This is a genomic window from Streptomyces sp. NPDC104761 (assembly GCF_055583445.1).
The window spans coordinates 258,851-273,507 of record NZ_JBVJNZ010000013.1 but is presented as its reverse complement, the minus strand read 5'-3'; the positions used below and the strand labels follow the sequence as shown (position 1 = coordinate 273,507).

The following is a 14,657-nucleotide window of genomic DNA, read 5'->3' as shown; positions in this document are numbered from 1 at the left end:
GCGCCGGAGGGACGACATGACCGTCAGAGCCCGGGACCTGTTCCTGTTCATCGGGGCCGGCGCCTCCCGGTCCGTGCCCGCCGGGCTGCCGATGTTCGACGGACTCCGCCTGCGGGTCCTCCTGGAACTGGGGCTGGTCGGTGACCGTCCGGACGACCCGCGGGCGAGCGCCTACGCGAAGCTCGCCCCCGAGGTCTTCATGCTCGCTCTGGCACGCGGCGGGGTGACGGTCGTGCCCTGGCTGAACGACGTGCTCGGGGCGGGTGAGCCCAACGCGGCCCACCTCGCGGTCGCCCGGCTCGCGGCTGCCGGCGCAACGGTGTGGACTGTCAACTTCGACCATCTGATCGAACGGGCGGCCGGCCCCGGACTCGTTCCGTGTGCCTGGCCCGCGGCCCCCGCCCACGGCGCGAAGCTCTTGAAGCCCCACGGCACCCTCGGCGGCGAACTCATCGTCGACGCCGAGGCGGTACTCCGTGGCCTGCCCCCCGCGTGGGAGGAACGCCTGCGGGCCGACGTGGCGGGCCGCACGGTGGTCTTCCTCGGCTATCGGGGCTTCGACCTGGACTTCCAGCCGATCTGGGACGACGTGCTCGCCACGGCGGAGGACGTGCTCTGGTTCGACCTGCCGGACCCGGCCGCAGACCGGCACAAGAAGCTCCTGCTGGCCGGCAAGGAGGCGGCCGGCCGTCTGCACCTGCGACCGCCGGTGCCCAGACCGCCCGAGGCACCGCCCGGCGGGCCCAACCCGTCCTGGGACTTCGTCCACTGGTGCCGGGCCGAGGGGCTCGCCGATGTCGACCAGGCCTTGGTGCTGCGGCTCTTCGAGCAGCCCGAGCCGGTGTTTCCCCGGCTGCCGGGAAGGCCCTACGAACGGGCGAAACCCGTGCTGCAGGGGTTGTTGGGCGAGATCGGGGCGGCCCGCAGAAGCTACCGGGCACTCCTCGTACGTCCCGCCCATGTCCGGCACGCCGTCCGCGGGCTGATCGAACTCCGGCTCAACCACGGTGGCCGTTCGATCGCGTGGGCGCTGAGCGGGGCCCGGCTGCTGCCTCCGGTGGGACGGCTGGCCACGGTACGCCGACTGGCCGGGGTCAAGCGGCTCACCGTGCTGTCCAAGACCGGCAGCTACCGGGCGGTGCTGCGCGGCACCGAAAACCTGACCGCCGACAGCCTGTCCACCCTGTGGATCCTGCGCTCCGCCGCGCTGCGCAGCTCCGCGTCGCTCGATGCCGCGGCGGATGCGGCTGCCACCGCCTGGGACAGTGCGCGCGCGGAGCAGCACCCCGTCCGGATCGCCCACGCCGCCTTCCAGCGGACCCTCGCGTTGATGTGGGCGGATCGTCTGGACGAAGCCCGCACCTGCCTGGAGCAGGATCTGGATCCGTACGCCGCTCTCGCGGCCAACAGGTGGGTCGCCTGGGCGGACTTCATACGGGGCGGGCTGGCCGTCCGTGACGGGGATGCCGAGGCCGCGACCGCCCACTTCCAGCGCAGCGAGGACCGCTTCCAGGCCGAAGCGCTCGACGACGGCGTGGCCAGCGTCCTCGTGGCACGGCTGGCGGTGCTGCGGCTGCGGGGTCCGGACGGCGGCTTCGAGGAGGCGCTGGCGGAAGCCGAACGCTTCCGGCGGGCCAAGAGCAGGCAGCGCCTGCGCTATGCACGGAACCACCGTTTCATGCGCCACGCGGTACTCCTCGAACGCGCCGAGTTCGCCCGCGTGCACACGCGGGAAACCGACGTGGCCATGCGCCTGTACCGGAAGGTGGCCGGGTCTCCCTACCCGCTGCACGCCTCGCAGGCCCATCTCGGCCTCGCGATGCTGGAGGCCGAACGCCACCACCCGCCCGACCACGCTCGCGTGGCGCTGGCCGCCGCGACGCGGATAGGCGCCCGCCGGCACGCGCACCACGCACAAGCCCTGCTGACGGCGCCGGGCCCGTCCCGGGCACCCGAGTTCTTCTTCTGCTGAGCCCAGTGGCTTCCGCCATGGACAAGCCAGGCCATCTGGAGTGGGTCCTGAAGCCCTTTGAGACGGTCGTGATCTCTTCTGTGTCGGCCGCGTGCCGGTCGAGGTGCCCTACCAGCCCATTCCGGTTGAGTCCCGGTCCGCCGTACGGAACCATCGCGAGGCGCTTGCCGACCGCCGGCCACGGCTCTCTGACCACCACTCAGCGATACCTGCACCCTGACGTACACAAGAGCAGGGCCGCAGGGGCGGCGCTCTCCGCACACCTCGGCGTGCTGTGCGCACCTCGCTCACTGCCGAGCCCCACCTGGTCTCAAGAACGATCAAGGGCCGATTTCGGACACCTCCGAAATCGGCCCTGACCTGCGACTGTCTCCAGTCGGGACGACAGGATTTGAACCTGCGACCCCTTGACCCCCAGTCAAGTGCGCTACCAAGCTGCGCCACGTCCCGATGCGTTCGCTCGCGGTGACCCGCGTGATCGCGTGAACAGCACCTTACCCCACGTACCCGGGAGGGCAGAAAGAGGGCGGGGGACGGTTGGGGAGACAATCGGTCGTATGGGAGACGTGGGAAGTGGCGGACGGGACCGGGACGCCGAGGGGCGGGCGCGCAGTGCCCGGCCGCGGGACGGGCTGGGGCGGCCGCTGCCGTACGGCGCGCCGGGCGTCGAGCGGCAGCCCGAGGGGGTCGTACGGACTCCCCGGGCGACGGTCGCCGAGGCGCAGTCGCTGCTCGACGCGGGGAAGCCGTTCCACGCGCACGAGGTGTTCGAGGACGCCTGGAAGTCGGGACCCGAGGCGGAGCGGACGCTGTGGCGGGGGCTCGCCCAGCTGGCCGTGGGGCTCACGCACGCGGCCCGCGGGAACGTGACCGGCGGGGCGCGGCTGCTGCGGCGCGGTGCGGGTGCGGTGGAGGAGTGGGCGGGCGGGGGCGGCGGGGCGCGGCCGTACGGGATCGACGTCGACGGGCTCGCGCGGTGGGCGCGGGAGCTGGCCGGGCGGGTGGAGAGTGGCGCCGGGAGCGTCGACGCGAAGGGCGAGGCGCCCCGGCTGTGCGGCCCCGGGTAGCACCGGGGTGACCCGCTGTCAGTGGCATGCGGCAGACTCGGGGACGTGCGAGAGATTCATGTCATCGGTATCGGCGCGGGCGACCCCGACCAGCTCACCCTCCAGGCGGTCCGGGCGCTGAAGAGCACGGACGTGTTCTTCCTCCTCGACAAGGGGGAGGTCAAGAGCGACCTGACACAGCTGCGCCTGGACATGCTCGGCACGCACATACCGGACGGCGGCTACCGGGTGGTCGAGGCGCGGGACCCGGAGCGGGACCGGGCCGCGGGCGGCGGGGCGTACTCGCCGGCCGTCGGCGACTGGCGCACTGCCCGCGCGGACATCTACGAGCGGCTGATCCGCGACGAGCTGGGCGAGGAGCAGACGGGCGCGTTCCTGGTGTGGGGCGATCCGTCGTTGTACGACAGCACGTTGGCGATCCTGGAGGAGGTGCTGGCCCGGGGCACGGTGCGGTTCGGGTACGACGTGGTGCCCGGGATCAGCAGTGTGTCGGCGCTGGCGGCCCGGCACCGCACGGGGCTGAACCGGGTGGCCCGGCCGGTGCAGATCACCACCGGGCGGCGGCTCGCCGAGGGGCTGCCGGACGGGGTGGACGACGTGGTGGTGATGCTCGACGCGCACCAGGCCTTCCGCCGGTACGCGGACGAGGACATCGACATCTACTGGGGCGCGTACCTCGGCACCCCGGACGAGATCCTGGCCTCCGGTCCGATCGCCGAGGCCGGTCCGCGCATCGAGCGGCTGCGGGCCGAGGCACGGGAGCGCAAGGGCTGGATCATGGACACGTATCTGCTGCGCCGCCGCCCGGAGGTTCCGAAGGAGGGCTGAGCGGTACCCGGGCCCCTGCCGCTATGACAGCCGGCGGAGCCGGCGCCCGCCGCAAGGACGGCCTGACGTCCGGGGTGGTCACGCCGGGGCGAGCCCGAGCCGTTCCAGTACGCCGGCGACGTCGGGCACCGCCGTCACGCCGTCCGGCAGCGGGGGCCGCTGTACGACGACCACGGGCAGCCCTAGTTCCCGTGCGGCCGTGAGCTTGGCGGCCGTGGCCGCTCCCCCGCTGTCCTTCGTGACCAGGACGTCGATCAGGTTCCCGGTGAGCAGCGCGGTCTCGTCGGCGACGGTGAACGGGCCGCGCGCCAGCAGCACTTCGGTGTGGCGGGGCAGGGGCGGCTCGGGGGGTTCCACGGACCGTACGACGAAGTGCCGGTCCGTCAGGTGGGCGAAGGCGGACAGGCCGAGCCGGCCGGTGGTGAGCAGGACGCGGGGGCCGAAGCGGGGCAGCGCGGCCGCCGCCGCGGGCAGGGAAGGGACCGGGTGCCAGTCGTCGCCGGGGCGCGGCTGCCAGCCCGGGCGGCGCAGGACGACGGAGGGGACCCCGGTGGCACGGGCGGCGCGGGCCGCGTTCGCGGTGATCGTCCCGGCGAACGGGTGGGTGGCGTCCACCAGCACGTCCACGTGGTGTTCGCGCAGCCAGTCGCCGAGGCCGGCCGCGCCGCCGAACCCGCCGATCCGCACCTCGCCGGCGAGCGTGCCCGGCCGGGTGACCCGGCCCGCGAGCGAGGTGGTGACACGGACTCCGGGGCGCCCCGACAACTCGGTGGCGAGCCGGCGGGCCTCGGCGGTGCCGCCGAGGATCAGGACGTGCGGGGACATGGGGCGAGCGTACGGGGCCTGCGCAGGGGGCGACGCCGTGGGGCCGGTCGGCCGGCCGACGCCGTGACGCACGACGGCCGCCCGGCGGGATGCGCCGGGCGGCCGTCGTGGAACCGCACCCCGGTCAGCCCTGACGGGCCTTGAACCGGGGGTCCTTCTTGTTGATCACGTAGACCACGCCGCGTCGGCGGACCACCTGGGCGCCGGGCTTGGCCTTCAGTGAGCGCAGGGACTTGCGTACCTTCATGGTTCTGTTCTCCTCGGGTCGGTCGCCGGGCCGGTCAGCCGCGGGCGGCGGCGGTGCGGCCGTAACGGCGCTCGAAGCGCTCCACTCGGCCGGCGCTGTCCAGGACCCGCGCCCTGCCGGTGTAGAAGGGGTGCGACGCGGACGAGATCTCCACGTCGATCAGCGGGTAGGTGTTGCCGTCCTCCCACTCGATCGTCCGGGACGAGTCGGCGGTGGAGCGGGTCAGGAACGCGGTGTCCGCGGCGCGGTCCCGGAAGACCACGAGTCGGGACGCGGGATGAATGCGGGCCTTCATGGGGTTTCCTCTCTTGGCTGCCGGTGTGCTTGCGGTCGGCTTCAGCGCTCTTCGCGGAAGTCGACGTGGGCGCCGGCCACCGGGTCGTACTTGCGCAGGACCAGCCGGTCGGGGTTGTTCCGGCGGTTCTTGCGGGTCACGTAGGTGACTCCGGTCCCGGCCGTCGACTTCAGCCTGACGACGGGACGCGCGGTGCTGCGTGCCATGAGGTTCTCCCTTCGCCCACACCCGAAGTTCTTGATCCGGGCATGTCATTCACGACCTGTGCAACAACACCTCCCCCCGTCGCATTCCCGGGTCGCCGGACCTGCCGAGGACCGGCCGGCGGACCGCTCAGCGCAGCAGAAGCTGCAGGCCGCCCAGGATCGTCGCGGCGATGACCAGCTGCTCGAACAGCCGCTGGTTGATCCGGTGCACCGCCCACCTGCCGATGAGCGCACCCGGCACGACGAACACGACGAGCGCGGCGTCCAGGAGCAGCGAGTTGCCGTCGATCAGACCGAGGCCGGCGCTGAAGGGGACCTTGGAGAGGTTCACGATCAGGAAGAAGAACGCCGAGGTGCCGAGGAAGCCGAGTTTGCGGAAGCCGGCCGACAGCAGGTACATCGACATCACCGGGCCTCCCGCGTTGGCGACCATCGTGGTGAAACCGCCGAGCACGCCGTAGGAACCGGCCTTCGCCCGGCCCGCGCGGGTGGTGACCTCGTCCGGGTCGTCGGGACGGTCGGCCGTGCGGCGCCGCCACAGCGTGACCCCGGCCATCAGCAGCAGGATGGCGCCGATCGAGGTCCGTACGACGCCGTCGTCGGCCCGGACCAGGAACAGCGTGCCGATCACCACGCCGGCCGCGACCGCCGGGAACAGCCGCCACAGCGTGGGCCAGTGGGCGTGCCTCCGGTAGGTCGCCACGGCCAGCACGTCCCCCGCGATGAGCAGCGGGAGCAGGACGCCGGTGGAGGCGCGGGCCGGGAGGACGGCGGCGAAGACGGCGAGGCTGACGGTGTTGGCCCCGCTGACGGCGGTCTTGGAGAAGCCGACGAGCAGAGCGGCGAATGCCAGGGCGGCGAACTCCCAGCCGGATATGTGCCAGAGCGTCATCGTGTTCATGCGGGAACCGATGTTATGTCCGGACAACCGGATGGTGTAAGTACCGTCTCGCTGGTCGGCCGTGTTTGCGGCCGGTGCGCCAGGGCACCCGCGCCGCGACGACGGCACAGCTCAGAAGGGAGACGCGCACCATGTCCGTGGTGAAGAGCACGCTGCCCGACCAGGCGCTCCGGGTCACCGGGGGTGCCCTCCAGGAGACCCTGGTGGATCTGCTCGGACTGTCGCTGATGGGGAAGCAGGCCCACTGGAACATCGTGGGGCCGCGCTTCCGCTCGATCCATCTCCAGCTCGACGAGGTGGTCGCCACCGCGCGCGCCTACTCGGACACCGTCGCGGAGCGCGCCGCCGCCCTGGGCGTGCCGCCGGACGGCCGCCCGGAGACCGTCGCCGCGGCCTTCTCGCTGCCCGGTGCCAAGGACGGCTGGCTGCGCGACGACGAGGTCGTCGACCTGATGGTGCGGACCCTGGAGGCGGCGATCGGGCGGCTGCGCGAGCGGATCGCCGCGACCGACGAGCCCGACCCGGTCACCCAGGACCTGCTGATCTCGATCACCGCCGACCTGGAGAAGCAGCGCTGGATGTTCGCCGCCGAGAACAACTGAGCGCGCCGAGGACTCACTCGGGCCGCTCGGGCCGCTCCGGACGAGCAACTCGCTCGGGTCGGCCCGCCCTGTCAGGTACGTCCGTGTCGAGCGCCGCCGCCCGCAGGGCGGCCGCCACCCGGGTGACGGCCTCGGCCGGCGGGTGCGGCAGCCGGGCCAGCAGCTGGCGGCGCTGCTCCTGCGGCCCGCCGCGGACCGGCAGGATCCGGACACCGGCCGGCGCCGCGGGGGCCAGGGCCGCCGGTACGGTGGTCAGCCCGCAGCCGGCGGCGACGAGATGGAGCTTGGCCAGCCAGTCCCGGGCGACGTGAGCGATCTCCGGCCGCTCGTCAAGGCCGGGCCACACCCCCATCAACCGGTCCTCGCCCGAGGCGGAACCGGCGATCCAGCGCTGCCCGCGCAGGTCGGCCACGTCGACGAAGTCGCCGCGGGCCAGCGGATGGCCGGCCGGCAGCGCGAGGCACAGGGCGCGCTCGGTCAGGGTCTGGAGCACGAGCGGGGGCGATTCGGCGTCCGGCGCCCGGAACGGCGGCGCCGACGCGAGCAGGGCCAGGTCGATGCTGCCGGCGCGCAGGGCACGCACCAGCGCGGGGGTGGTGCCCTCACGGCCGATGACCTGGAGGCCGGGGTCCGTCCGGCGGAGCGCGGTCAGCGCGAGCGGGACCAGCACGGCACCCGCGGTGGGGAACCAGCCGAGGCGGACCGTCCCGCCCTCTCCGGGCAGCCCGGACAGTTCCCTCGCCGTCGCCTCGATCTCGTCGAGCACGGTCGTCGCGCGGCGCATGACGACCCGGCCGGCCGCGGTGAGCCGTACCCCGTCGCGCCGCCGCTCGAGGAGTTCCGCGCCCGCCGCGCGCTCGATCGCGGCGATCTGCCGGGACACCGCCGACTGGGTGTAGCCCAGCGAGGCCGCGGCGGCGGTGAAGGTGCCCTGTTCGGCGACGGCGCGGAAGACCCGCAGCGCGGTCAGTGACACGTCGTTGAAGTCCATGACGTTCACGCATACTAGCCGTGCGTAACTCTCGTTGGACTCATGGACGCGTGGTTTCTAGCGTGGGCTGCATGAACACTTCCCGCATCGCTCTCGTCACCGGCGCCAACCAGGGACTCGGCCGCGCCCTCGCCGAAGGCCTCGCCGCCCGGCTGGGCCCGGACGACCTCGTCCTGCTCACCGGACGCGACCCGGAACGGGTGACGGACGCCGCCGTCGAGGTCGCCCGGCTGCCCCGCACACGCGCCCGCGTCGAGGGCCACGTCCTGGACGTCACCGACACCGACGCGATCGCCCGGCTCGCCGACGACCTCAGGGCCCGGTACGGCGGGGTGGACATCGTCCTCTCCAACGCGGTCGCCCGGGTCCTGCCCGAGGACTCGCAGGCCGAGCGGGCCGACGAGTTCATCGACGTCTCGAACACCGCCACCCACGCGATCCTGCGCTCCTTCGGCGCGGTCCTGCGCCCGCGCGGCCGGCTGCTCGTGGTGGCCAGCTCGCTCGGCACCCTCGGCCACCTCGACCCGCGGCTGCACCACCTGTTCGACGGGGCGAGCCTCGACCAGGTCGAGTACGCCGTCGAGTCCTGGCGCAGCGCCATCCACAACCGCACCGCGGCAGAGGCGGGCTGGCCGGTCTGGCTGAACGTGCCCTCGAAGGTGGCCCAGGTCGCCGCCGTCCGCGCGGTCGCCGACGAGCGCCGCGAGCAGGACCTGGCGACCGGCACGCTGGTCGCCTCGGTCTGCCCCGGCATGGTCGACACCGCCACGTCCCGCCCCTGGTTCAGTGACTACAGCGGGGCCCAGTCCCCCGCCGAGGCCGCCCGTGCGGTGCTCGACCTGGTCTTCGCCGAGGACGTCGACCCCGGCCTCTACGGCGAACTGATCCGCTTCGGCAAGCCGCTCCCCTGGCATGACGGCACCCCTCCGGTGGAGCAGGACCGTCTCGTGAGGCCGTGAGCGCCGGACCCGACGCCGACCGGCAGCGCACCGGCCGGTCGGCGCACCCGCACAGCTTCGCAGCGCCCGCACCGCACAGCCCCCCACAGCGCCCCGCACCCCGGCAGGCTCCAAGGGATGGCGCGCTACGCCGTCGACCCGGACAACGCGCGGCGGCTCCGGGACCTGTCGGAGGAACTCCTCGCCGCCTGAGCCCTGAGCCCCGGGCCTCCGGGAGCCGGACGCGCCGCCGGGGCCGACTCCCCGGCGGCGGTGGCGCAGTTCGGCGGCGTCGGCGTGAAACCCTGGCCGGGACGCGTGCATCCGAGCCCGTCGAGGAGGACGTCGTATGCCACCCCTGGTCGACCCCGTACCCGGCGGGAATCCCGGCGATCTGGCCCGGGCCCATGCCCTCGCCCACGAGCTGTCCGCGCAGGGCGTGCGCGGGATCGTGCTGGCCTTCGTGGACACCGCCGGGATCTGCAGGGTGAAGACCGTCCCCTGGCAGGGGCTGCAGCCGGCGGTGGCCTGGGGTGTCGGCATGTCCCCGGTGTTCGACACCTTCCTGGCGAACGACTCGATCGTGCGCACCGACGTGCTCGGTTCGCCCGACGGCGATCTGCGCCTGGTTCCGGACCTGGACCGGCTTGTGGTGCTGGCGGGGCAGCCCGGCTGGGCCTGGGCGCCGGTCGACCGGGTCACCCAGGAAGGTGAACGGCATCCGGGATGCAGCCGCACCTTCCTGCGCCGGGTCGTCGCCGACGCCGAGGACCGGCACGGCATCACCTTCAAGGCCGGGGTCGAGATCGAGTGGACACTCGGCCGGGCCGCCGCGCCGGCCGACGAGTTCGCACCGGCCACGTCGGGTCCCGCGTACAGCGCCGCCCGGCAGACCGAGCTGAGCGACTACACCGCCGACCTGCTCGCGGCCTTCGAGAAGCAGGAGGTGGCGGTCGCCCAGCTCCATCCCGAGTACGCGCCCGGCCAGTTCGAGCTCTCCACCGAGGCCCTGGACCCGGTGGCGGCGGCCGACCAGAGCGTGCTGGTCCGGCAGACCATCCGTGCCGTGTCGCAGAAGTACGGCCTGCGCGCCTCCTTCGCCCCGGCCGTCGCCGAGCGGGGCGTCGGCAACGGCGGCCACCTGCATCTCTCCCTGTGGCGGCGCGGGGTCAACCTGCACGCCGGGGGCGACGCCCGGTACGGCATGACGGCCGCGGCGGAGTCGTTCATCGCCGGGCTGCTGGCCCACCTGCCCGCGCTGACGGCGGTGACCGCGCCCAGCCCGGCCAGCTATCTGCGGCTCAGACCCGCCCAGTGGGCGGGGGTGTACACGGCCTGGGGCCGGGAGACCCGCGAGACGGGGATCCGGGTCGTCACCGGTACGACGGGCCACCAGAGCCACGAGGCCAACCTGGAGGTCAAGCCGGTCGACCTGGCCGCCAACCCGTACCTGGCCCTCGGCTGCGTGATCGCCGCCGGACTGGACGGGCTCGCCTCGGCCGCGCCGCTGCCCGAGGAGGTCACCGACGACCCGGGCCTGCTGGTCCCGGACGAGGCGGTGGCGCGGGGCGTGCGCCGGCTGCCGACCTCGCTCGCGCAGGCCGTCGACGAGTTCCGCGAGGACGAGGTGCTGCGCACCGCGCTCGGCCCGGTCCTGGCGGACGCGGTGGTCGCCGTACGCGAGGGCGAGACGGCGGCCGTCGCCGGGCTCGACGAGGCCGGGGTGGCGGCGGCCTACCGCTGGAAGTACTGATGCTCAGGCCGGTCCGGGAAACCCTCGACGCGCTCCCGCTCGTCGACCACCACTGCCACGGCGTGGTCACCGCCGACCTCACCGAGCCCGAGTTCGAGTCGCTGCTGACCGAGGGCGAGGCCTGGCCGGGCGTCTCGCCGTTCGACACCCCGGCCGGCATCGCCGTACGACGGCACTGCGCGCCGCTGCTCGGCCTGGACCGGCACGCGCTGGTGGCCGACTACCTGGCGCGCCGGGCCGAACTGGGCTGGCAGGAGGTCAACCGCCGGTTCCTGACGGCCGCGCACACGGAGGCGTTCTGCGTGGACACCGGCTACGCCCCGCACCCGCTCACCTCCCCCGCCGACCTCGCGACGGCGGCCGGCGCGCGTGCCTACGAGGTCGTGCGGCTGGAGAGCGTCGCCGAGGCGGTGGCCGCACAGGGCATCGACGCTGCCGGATACGCGGGCGCCTTCCGGGCCGCGGCCGAGGAGGCGGTACGGCGTCCAGGTGTGGTCGCGGTCAAGTCGGTGGCTGCCTACCGCACCGGCTTCGGCCTGGACCCGGCACGGCCGACGTACGCGGAGGTGACCCGGGCGGCCGCGCTGTGGTTCGCCGCGGGCGGCAGGCTGACGGACCCGGTGCTGATGCGTCATCTGCTGTGGACCGCCGTCGGGCTCGGGCTGCCGCTCCAGCTCCACGCCGGTTTCGGGGATTCGGACCTGCGGCTGCACCACGCCGACCCGGCCCTGCTGACCGACTGGCTGCGGCTGACCACCGGCACCGTCCCGGTGCTCCTGCTGCACTGCTGGCCCTACCAGCGCCAGGCCGCCTACCTGGCCGCGGTCTTCGAGCACGTGCACCTCGACGTCGGGCTCGCCCTGCACCACGTGGGTCCGGCACGGGCCGGGGCGGTGCTGGCGGAGGCGATGGAGATCACCCCGTTCCGCAAACTGCTGTACAGCTCGGACGCCTATGGTGTGGCCGAGTTCCACCACCTCGGTGCGCTGTCCTTCCGGCAGGGGCTGGCCGGAATGCTGCAGGCCCGGGTGGACGCCGACGAACTGAGCCCGACCGACGCGGTGCGGATCGCCGCCTGGACGGGACGCGACAACGCCCGTCGCCTGTACGGACTTCCCGCATCCGACCCCGGCCGCGACTGACCGCGCGCCCTGTCCGGAAAGTATGATCAAGCAATGTCTGACATGACCGAAACCACGCCCGGTTGGCTGTCCTCCGACGAGCTGGAGATGGCACGCGCCCGCATGCCGATCCTGTACGTGGAGGCCGTGCCCGTGCGCGTCGACGACAGCGGCGAAGTCACCAGCATCGGTTTGCTGCTCCGCATCGGCCCGGACGGAACGGTCAGCCGGACCCTCGTCTCCGGCCGTGTCCTGCACCACGAGCGGGTCCGCGACGCCCTGCTGCGCCATCTGGAGAAGGACCTCGGCCCGGTGGCGCTCCCCCGGGTGCCGGCCTCCCTGCAGCCGTTCACGGTGGCCGAGTACTTCCCGACGCTGGGCGTCACCCCGTACCACGACCCCCGTCAGCACGCGGTGTCGCTGGCCTACATCGTGCCGGTCACCGGTGACTGCCGGCCCCGGCAGGACGCCCTGGACCTGGTGTGGTTCAGCCCGCAGGAGGCCATGCTGGAGGCCGTGCAGAGCGAGATGCCGGGCGGTCACGGGGTGTTGCTGAAGCAGGCCCTGGCCCATGTGGGGTTCGTGAGCTAGGGAGCCGTCCGGGCCTGCGGCCGGGGTGCCGCCGACGGCGTTCAGCCGAGCTGTTCGGCGGCCCAGCGGGCCCAGTCCCGCTCCATCTCGGCCCAGCGCAGGCCGTATTCCAGGGCGATGCGGCCGTTGGTGGTCAACGGTCCCTCGTCCTGCTCCAGTTCGGCTCTGAGCTCCGCGAGCTGCTCGTGGTAGGTCCCGGCCAGCTGTTCCCGCTCGGCGAGGACCGCGCGGGCCTGGTCGTCCGACGCGAGGCCGAAGAAGAAGACCTTGAGCAGCAGTTCGCTGCGGCGCGGCTGCTCCGGGGTCGGGGCGGCCAGCCACTCCCGCAGCTCCTTGAGCCCCTCCTCCGTGACCTGGTACTCCTTGCGCCGGCGCGGCCCCTCGGCGGACACGTCGACCAGTCCGGCCTCCGCGAGGCGGTTCAGTTCCCCGTAGACCTGGCTCTGGGTGGCCGGCCAGACGTGGGCCAGCGAGGTGTCGAACAGCTTCAGCAGGTCGTAGCCGCTGGCGGGCCGGTCGACGAGGAGTCCGATGAGTGCGTGGCGAAGGCTCATGATTCCATCGTAAGTCCAACATTGACAGATTCAGTAAGACATCATGGCTGCGACCTGTCAGTGGTGGAGTATCGGCGAGGCGGGCCGGGAGCCGTTCGGGCGCCCGCTAGCCCTGGTCCAGCGCGGTGCGCAGCGCCTCGTCGATGCCGGGCTGCCGGAAGGTGAACCCCGCCTTCAGCAGACCGTCCGGGACCGCCCGGCAGCTGCCCGTGATGCCTTCCGCGAACTCACCGAGGACGATCCGCAGCGCGGCGGCGGGGACGGCGGCGAGGGTGGGCCGGTGCAGGATCCGGCCCGTCGCACGGGTGATCGCGCGGTTCGTGAGCGGCTCGGGGGCCGTGAAGTTGAGGGGACCGGCGACGTCCTCGTGGTCGATCACGTGGCGCAGGGCGGCGATGTGGTCGGGCAGCGAGATGAACGGCCAGTACTGGTCGCCGGAGCCGAGCCGGCCGCCGAGACCGTACCGGAAGATCGGGAAGAGCCTGCCCCAGGCGCCGCCGTCGGCGGAGACCACGAGGCCGGTACGCGGGTGCACGACCCGGACGCCGGCCCGCTCGGCCGGCGCGGCGGCGGCCTCCCAGCCGACGCAGACGGAGGCCAGGAAGTCGCTTCCGGCCGGGTCGGACTCCGTGACGACGCGGTCGCCCGTGTCTCCGTAGTACCCCGTGGCCGAGGCCGAGACCAGCACCCGGGGCGGGACGGCAGCCTCGGCACAGGCCTCGGCGACGGTCCGGGTCCCCTGGAGGCGGCTGAGCCTGATCTCCTGCTTGTACGCCGTGCTCCAGCGCCGGTCACCGACCCCGGCTCCGGCGAGGTGGACCACGGCGTCGACACCGTCCAGGACGGCCGGGTCCAGCCGGGCGCCGGGTTCCCAGGCCGCGGCCTCGCTGCCGTCCGCCGGGAGGGGCGCGGCCCGGGCCCGGGTCAGACGCAGCACACGGTGACCGTCGGCGAGGAGGGAACGGGTGAGGGCGGAACCGATGAGTCCGGTGGAGCCGGTGATCGCGACGCGCATGACGTTCTCCGATGAACCAATGTTTGAGAGTTCAAACCAGTGCCCGTCAGAGTACTCCGGCCGGATGTCCGTACGGCGTAAGCGACTACCGCGCGGACACGCGAAAAAGGGCCCTCACAGGCTCTCGCCTGCGAAGACCCTTCGCACCGTCGGGACGACAGGATTTGAACCTGCGACCCCTTGACCCCCAGTCAAGTGCGCTACCAAGCTGCGCCACGTCCCGGTGCCCGCTGACCTGGGGTTTCCCTGGTCGAAACGCGCAGGGAAACAATACCGCACTCGGGTCGGTGGTCGCGCACGCGTTTCGTCCGGGGCCGGACCGGCTCGGTCCCGGGTCCGGCACCGCCTGCGCCCGGGGCACCGGTCCGCGGGGGATCAGCCGTCCGCTCCGGGCAGCCCCAACTCCGGGTAGGAGTCCAGGAGCCGGGGCGGGGCCGCCTGCCGCCAGGAGTCGGCGAGGATGTCGCGCAGCTCGCCCTCGTCCTCCAGCGCGGCGAGCCGCACCCGGACCCAGGCGAACTGCGCCTCGTGGTCGGCGATCCAGAACTTGCCGGGCTCGGCGAGCACCAGTTCCTCGCGCTCCTCCTTGGGGCAGCGCACGGCGATGGAGGTCTCGTCCTCGGGGAGCGTGGCGAACATCTTCCCTGCGACCCGGAACGTGGGCATGCTCCAGGCGATCTTCTCGCCGGTGTCCGGCAGGGACAGGGCGACTCGGCGTACGTCTTCGGCGTCCGGCATGCCCCGAACCGTA

The 14,657-nt window shown here is 73.2% G+C and carries 17 protein-coding genes, 2 tRNA genes and 1 pseudogene; 9 read left to right on the top strand and 11 right to left on the bottom strand.

From position 1 onward, the window contains the following. The first annotated feature begins 16 nt into the window (after positions 1–16). Positions 17–1,972 (top strand): SIR2 family protein, encoded by a 1,956-nt coding sequence (locus tag ACZ63F_RS31775; RefSeq protein WP_469716167.1) that lies wholly within the window; start codon positions 17–19, stop codon positions 1,970–1,972. A gap of 158 nt (positions 1,973–2,130) precedes the next feature. Beyond that, a pseudogene (locus ACZ63F_RS31770) lies at positions 2,131–2,331 on the top strand (hypothetical protein); the annotation flags it as partial. Between the two features lie 17 nt (positions 2,332–2,348). Here ACZ63F_RS31770 and ACZ63F_RS31765 read toward each other — a convergent pair. Further along, a tRNA-Pro gene (locus ACZ63F_RS31765) sits at positions 2,349–2,422 on the bottom strand. Between the two features lie 107 nt (positions 2,423–2,529). On the opposite strand from ACZ63F_RS31765, the gene ACZ63F_RS31760 reads away from it, so the two are divergent. Beyond that, a complete protein-coding gene (locus ACZ63F_RS31760) occupies positions 2,530–3,039 on the top strand; it encodes a DUF309 domain-containing protein (protein WP_469716163.1) in 510 nt (169 codons plus the stop codon). Between the two features lie 45 nt (positions 3,040–3,084). Then, positions 3,085–3,867: a precorrin-6A synthase (deacetylating) gene (gene cobF / locus ACZ63F_RS31755; protein WP_469716162.1), complete on the top strand. Its 783-nt coding sequence runs from the start codon at positions 3,085–3,087 to the stop codon at positions 3,865–3,867. A 78-nt stretch (positions 3,868–3,945) separates the two neighbouring features. Here the strand turns inward: cobF and ACZ63F_RS31750 are convergent, their stop codons facing one another. From ACZ63F_RS31750 to ACZ63F_RS31730, 5 genes are all read right to left on the bottom strand, one after another. Continuing rightward, positions 3,946–4,692 (bottom strand): cobalt-precorrin-6A reductase, encoded by a 747-nt coding sequence (locus tag ACZ63F_RS31750; RefSeq protein ID WP_469716160.1) that lies wholly within the window; start codon positions 4,690–4,692, stop codon positions 3,946–3,948. A 124-nt stretch (positions 4,693–4,816) separates the two neighbouring features. After that, positions 4,817–4,939 (bottom strand): type B 50S ribosomal protein L36, encoded by a 123-nt coding sequence (gene ykgO, locus ACZ63F_RS31745; RefSeq protein WP_046728129.1) that lies wholly within the window; start codon positions 4,937–4,939, stop codon positions 4,817–4,819. A gap of 34 nt (positions 4,940–4,973) precedes the next feature. Further along, positions 4,974–5,234, bottom strand: a complete 261-nt coding sequence (locus tag ACZ63F_RS31740) for a type B 50S ribosomal protein L31 (protein WP_181808960.1) — start codon at positions 5,232–5,234, stop codon at positions 4,974–4,976. A 41-nt stretch (positions 5,235–5,275) separates the two neighbouring features. Then, positions 5,276–5,440, bottom strand: a complete 165-nt coding sequence (gene rpmG, locus ACZ63F_RS31735) for a 50S ribosomal protein L33 (RefSeq protein ID WP_093497749.1) — start codon at positions 5,438–5,440, stop codon at positions 5,276–5,278. 127 nt (positions 5,441–5,567) lie between these two features. Continuing rightward, a complete protein-coding gene (locus ACZ63F_RS31730) occupies positions 5,568–6,341 on the bottom strand; it encodes a sulfite exporter TauE/SafE family protein (protein WP_469716155.1) in 774 nt (257 codons plus the stop codon). A gap of 131 nt (positions 6,342–6,472) precedes the next feature. Between ACZ63F_RS31730 and ACZ63F_RS31725 the strand changes: the two genes are divergently transcribed. Then, entirely contained in the window at positions 6,473–6,943 is a 471-nt protein-coding gene (locus ACZ63F_RS31725) for a Dps family protein (protein WP_351955979.1), read from the top strand. Between the two features lie 13 nt (positions 6,944–6,956). On the opposite strand, the gene ACZ63F_RS31720 is transcribed toward ACZ63F_RS31725, so the two are convergent. Beyond that, on the bottom strand, positions 6,957–7,934 hold the full coding sequence (locus ACZ63F_RS31720) for a LysR family transcriptional regulator (RefSeq protein ID WP_469716269.1): 978 nt from the start codon (positions 7,932–7,934) through the stop codon (positions 6,957–6,959). A 71-nt stretch (positions 7,935–8,005) separates the two neighbouring features. Here ACZ63F_RS31720 and ACZ63F_RS31715 point away from each other — a divergent pair, with 71 nt between their 5' ends. From ACZ63F_RS31715 to ACZ63F_RS31700, 4 genes are all read left to right on the top strand, one after another. Continuing rightward, the gene (locus ACZ63F_RS31715; protein ID WP_469716153.1) at positions 8,006–8,893 is read left to right on the top strand and encodes an SDR family NAD(P)-dependent oxidoreductase; all 888 of its coding nucleotides are present in this window, start codon (positions 8,006–8,008) and stop codon (positions 8,891–8,893) included. A gap of 328 nt (positions 8,894–9,221) precedes the next feature. Beyond that, positions 9,222–10,625 (top strand): glutamine synthetase family protein, encoded by a 1,404-nt coding sequence (locus tag ACZ63F_RS31710; protein WP_469716151.1) that lies wholly within the window; start codon positions 9,222–9,224, stop codon positions 10,623–10,625. Next, positions 10,625–11,767 (top strand): amidohydrolase family protein, encoded by a 1,143-nt coding sequence (locus ACZ63F_RS31705; protein WP_469716149.1) that lies wholly within the window; start codon positions 10,625–10,627, stop codon positions 11,765–11,767. Before ACZ63F_RS31710 ends, ACZ63F_RS31705 begins: the two co-directional genes overlap by 1 nt. A gap of 42 nt (positions 11,768–11,809) precedes the next feature. Beyond that, on the top strand, positions 11,810–12,337 hold the full coding sequence (locus ACZ63F_RS31700) for an NUDIX hydrolase family protein (RefSeq protein WP_181808617.1): 528 nt from the start codon (positions 11,810–11,812) through the stop codon (positions 12,335–12,337). A 41-nt stretch (positions 12,338–12,378) separates the two neighbouring features. Here ACZ63F_RS31700 and ACZ63F_RS31695 read toward each other — a convergent pair whose 3' ends face one another. The 4 genes from ACZ63F_RS31695 to ACZ63F_RS31680 all read right to left on the bottom strand — a co-directional run bounded on the left by ACZ63F_RS31695 (position 12,379) and on the right by ACZ63F_RS31680 (position 14,644). Further along, positions 12,379–12,891, bottom strand: a complete 513-nt coding sequence (locus tag ACZ63F_RS31695) for a PadR family transcriptional regulator (protein WP_352360182.1) — start codon at positions 12,889–12,891, stop codon at positions 12,379–12,381. Between the two features lie 106 nt (positions 12,892–12,997). Beyond that, entirely contained in the window at positions 12,998–13,906 is a 909-nt protein-coding gene (locus ACZ63F_RS31690; protein ID WP_469716147.1) for a TIGR01777 family oxidoreductase, read from the bottom strand. A 149-nt stretch (positions 13,907–14,055) separates the two neighbouring features. Then, positions 14,056–14,129: transfer RNA gene (locus tag ACZ63F_RS31685), tRNA-Pro, on the bottom strand. 152 nt (positions 14,130–14,281) lie between these two features. Then, positions 14,282–14,644: an MmcQ/YjbR family DNA-binding protein gene (locus tag ACZ63F_RS31680; RefSeq protein ID WP_469716145.1), complete on the bottom strand. Its 363-nt coding sequence runs from the start codon at positions 14,642–14,644 to the stop codon at positions 14,282–14,284. Between the last annotated feature and the right edge of the window lie 13 nt (positions 14,645–14,657).